The organism is Aquabacterium sp., from assembly GCF_004297345.1.
Taxonomy (GTDB): domain Bacteria; phylum Pseudomonadota; class Gammaproteobacteria; order Burkholderiales; family Burkholderiaceae_C; genus Aquabacterium.
Genome location: NZ_SCTN01000190.1, coordinates 1 through 3075, shown reverse-complemented (window position 1 = coordinate 3075; position 3075 = coordinate 1). Strand labels below are relative to the sequence as shown.

At 60.2% G+C, this 3075-nt stretch carries 5 protein-coding genes; all 5 read right to left on the bottom strand.

Annotated features, from left to right (window positions below; all coding sequences use genetic code 11):
* Window positions 1–474: hypothetical protein (locus tag EPO09_RS06580; protein ID WP_290641395.1), on the bottom strand; the 474-nt coding region annotated here is incomplete at its 3' end.
* 365 nt (window positions 475–839) lie between these two features.
* A complete protein-coding gene (locus EPO09_RS06575) occupies window positions 840–1703 on the bottom strand; it encodes a LuxR C-terminal-related transcriptional regulator (RefSeq protein ID WP_290641394.1) in 864 nt (287 codons plus the stop codon).
* Window positions 1704–1742: 39 nt separating this feature from the next.
* The gene (locus tag EPO09_RS06570) at window positions 1743–2228 is read right to left on the bottom strand and encodes a type II secretion system protein (protein ID WP_290641392.1); all 486 of its coding nucleotides are present in this window, start codon (window positions 2226–2228) and stop codon (window positions 1743–1745) included.
* Entirely contained in the window at window positions 2215–2610 is a 396-nt protein-coding gene (locus EPO09_RS06565) for a type II secretion system protein (protein ID WP_290641390.1), read from the bottom strand. The genes EPO09_RS06570 and EPO09_RS06565 overlap by 14 nt, the downstream gene beginning before the upstream one ends.
* Before the next feature lie 3 nt (window positions 2611–2613).
* Window positions 2614–3075: a type II secretion system protein gene (locus tag EPO09_RS06560; protein ID WP_290641388.1), complete on the bottom strand. Its 462-nt coding sequence runs from the start codon at window positions 3073–3075 to the stop codon at window positions 2614–2616.

The following is a 3075-nucleotide window of genomic DNA, read 5'->3' as shown; positions in this document are numbered from 1 at the left end:
AGCGGGCGTGCCAGCCAGCCCAACGGTGCTGACGTTGATGGTGGGGTCACCGTCAACGTTCACGTTACCTTGCCAATTCACCATGCCGGCGACGGCTTGGTTCAGCGACACGTTGGCGCGAGCGGTGGCGGTGGTGGTGCCAACGGTAGCTTCTTGACCGATGCGAGCGGTCGACCAGATGGTGTTGGTGTCTTGGTCAACCGATTGCACGGACCAAGTCAGGGGAGCGGCACCAGCCTTGGACAGGAAGGTGGCCCAGTTGGCATCAGCAGCCAGGTTGAACGACACGGGCGAAGCCAGGTTGGTCAGCAGAGAGTCTGCGTCTTGACCCAGGTCGATGGTGATCGATGCGTTGGCATTGAACACGGTGGCGAACAGTTCAACGGTACCGGACGAAACCGAGTTACCGATATCAGCGTGTGCGACGCCAGCGGCAGCCAGGGCCACGGCGGAAACGAGTGCCTTGAATTTCATTTGCTTAACTCCAAAAGGATGTGTGATGTAAGAAAACAGAGAGAACCCCCTCGTCACCGTCGTGCTTCATAAAACCGATGAACACAGAACTGACGCATCGTCGGCCCGCAAACTCCACGACCTTCCGGCTGGTTTCAACCAGCTCTTGAGGGACGTCACAACGGCTGTGCGACTGAACGGAAGTCTCGCAATCGGCCGTGACACTGGGTTGGCCCCAAGAGGGAAATCGCGTGAGGCATTCGGCTCACTGCCACCCCCACATTCAAGGGGGGCACACGGAACCAATGGCAGAAAAGCAAAACGGCGCGAGGTCATCGCGCCGTTGTGAAAGATGCACAGGCAATCTGCGCTAGTCGATGGCGTGTTCAGTGCCCCGTAGCCAGGAAAGATTCGCCGGGTGCGCGGCGCGATGGCTGCTCTACCGTCAGGCTGAACAGATTCATGGACATGGCCTTGGCCACGGCCTGCGCCCTGTTGGCCGCCCCCAGCTTGCGCAGAATCTTCTGAATGTGGTTCTTCACGGTCAGTGCACTGATGCCCAACTCTTCTGAGATCGCCTGGTTGCTCATGCCTTCGCGCACCCAACGCAGGATCTCGCGTTCACGATCAGTGATGGAGGCGGCAGCGCGAGGCTTGTCGACGCCACCGGCCAGCGCGGGCCCGCGCATGTGTTGCCCCATGCCCGACAGTTCACGCTCAGTGCAATGCACGCGCAGGAAGGTGGCATGCAAATAGGGCTGAATCAGATTCAGGATGTGGGCAGATTGGTCGTCTGGCAAGCAACCGGGTTGGCCGAACACGAAGAAGGTCTCCAGCTCGTTAGGGCGACCAGGACGTGTCACGCCATGCGTCAGCAGCCAGCGATAGCCTTGCTCGCAAAGCCCCCGTGCAGAGCGATCATGCGGCGCGAGGTCCGTCAGATCAACCCAACTTACTTGTTGCGCGGAGCGATTCCATTGGGCGTGCAGGTGTTGCATCACGGGCGAATGCATGTCAGACAAAGAGCTCAGCAGGTCATCCGGCATGGGTACGCTGTTGAGCACATTGAAGGTCAGGTCACGCACGCCCAGATCGTAAGCACCACAGGCCGAGACACGATGAGGAACCAGACGTTGCATGTCCCCCTGCGTCCAGTGATAGAACTGATGACGCCGCTTGACCTGAAGCGATGCTTCAATCAGGCGAAGCATCGATTCAGCGTGCTCGGGTTCAAGGTCTTTGGTGCTCATGGGGCGCGATGTTAAGAAGTGCAAATGACGGTTTGTTGACTAAAGCGCGCCGGATGCCGCTGAAGCCGCAACAGGCGGTGTCACCGACGCCATGAAACGCCAGTCTCGATAACTGCGGGCGCCATCGGGGCCTCTCAAGGGTTTGAGTCTTGACAGGCTGTACACGCCTTGCAGGTAAGGGCCATTTCTGATCTGCCCCCATTCGGGGCTCCCCGTTACTGGATCCGTCCACACCTGCCGCAGGTGCCGTCGCAACACGGGGCCACGGCGGTCCTCCAGCAAGTCATTCAGGCTGGTTGGCGGCACGCGCGGGCCATTGGGCGTGGCTTCGTAATACGACTGAATCCCGCGTGTGATCTGCTCGGCACGGAACACCAGTTCAATGTCCTTCTGTCGCCTGGCCTCGTTCATCCAGCTTTGCCCAGCTGCGGCCAGCATGACCCCGCCGATGGCCACCCACCACAGCAGCATCAGATAGGTGAAGCCACGCTGCGAGGTCGCTAATTGGGCATCACCACGTGGCATACGGGGTCCCGTCCTGCGCGTTGCCCGAAGCCCCGCTGCGGACATCCGCCATCCGGCCAGGCAACACGCCACCTTGAGGCGGTGGCAGCATCTGCCAGCTGTCCCTGCGCCCCGTCAGCGGATCATCTGGCACACGACGCAAGTAGCCCGCGCTGACCAGTTCGTCCAGCGAATCCGGGTAGCGGTTCTTGTCAGCAGCGAATTTGTCGATGGCATCGCGCATCACATTCAGCGAGGTGCGCAAGGTGCCTTCACGCGCGTTATCGACTGTGTGGTTGTAGCGTGGCGCCACCAGACTGGCGAGCAAGGCGATGATGGCGAGCACCACGATCAGCTCGATCAAGGTGAAGCCGCGAGCACGTTGTACAAGCTTGTACCTCATGCTTCACCACTGTCGATAAGGTGTGCCGTCCAACGCCAGGGCATCGGACTGCGAATACACATCAAAGACATCTGCACCAGGCGACGGCGCATCAGGCGGGCTGGCGTAGCTGCGCAGCCCCCAGGTGCGCGCATCGGGCATGTCAGGATCACCGAATGGATCACGCGGTAGACGCCGTAGAAAATAGATGCGACCAGACTTTGTGGAGCCTGCATTGCGAACGCCTTGAACCAGCGCCTCCAGATTCGGTGGGTAGCCGGTCTCGTCCACGCGCTTTTCTATCTTGCCTTGATCCCACGCGCGTTTGTAATCATCGATGGCCGTGCGTAAAACGCGCAGGGATTGCCTTAGCTCCGCTTCCTGACTACGCCGTTTGTGCAGCGCGGCCAAGGGCATCGCTGCGCTGGCCAGGATGCTGACGATCAGCACGACCACGACCATCTCGATGAGCGTGAAGCCTTGCAT

Bases quoted from the DNA above. Each gene is read 5' to 3' on its own strand.
- EPO09_RS06560 (WP_290641388.1), bottom strand. From the start codon at position 3,075: ATGCAAGGCTTCACGCTCATCGAGATGGTCGTGGTCGTGCTGATCGTC.
- EPO09_RS06570 (WP_290641392.1), bottom strand. From the start codon at position 2,228: ATGCCACGTGGTGATGCCCAATTAGCGACCTCGCAGCGTGGCTTCACC.
- EPO09_RS06575 (WP_290641394.1), bottom strand. From the start codon at position 1,703: ATGAGCACCAAAGACCTTGAACCCGAGCACGCTGAATCGATGCTTCGC.
- EPO09_RS06565 (WP_290641390.1), bottom strand. From the start codon at position 2,610: ATGAGGTACAAGCTTGTACAACGTGCTCGCGGCTTCACCTTGATCGAG.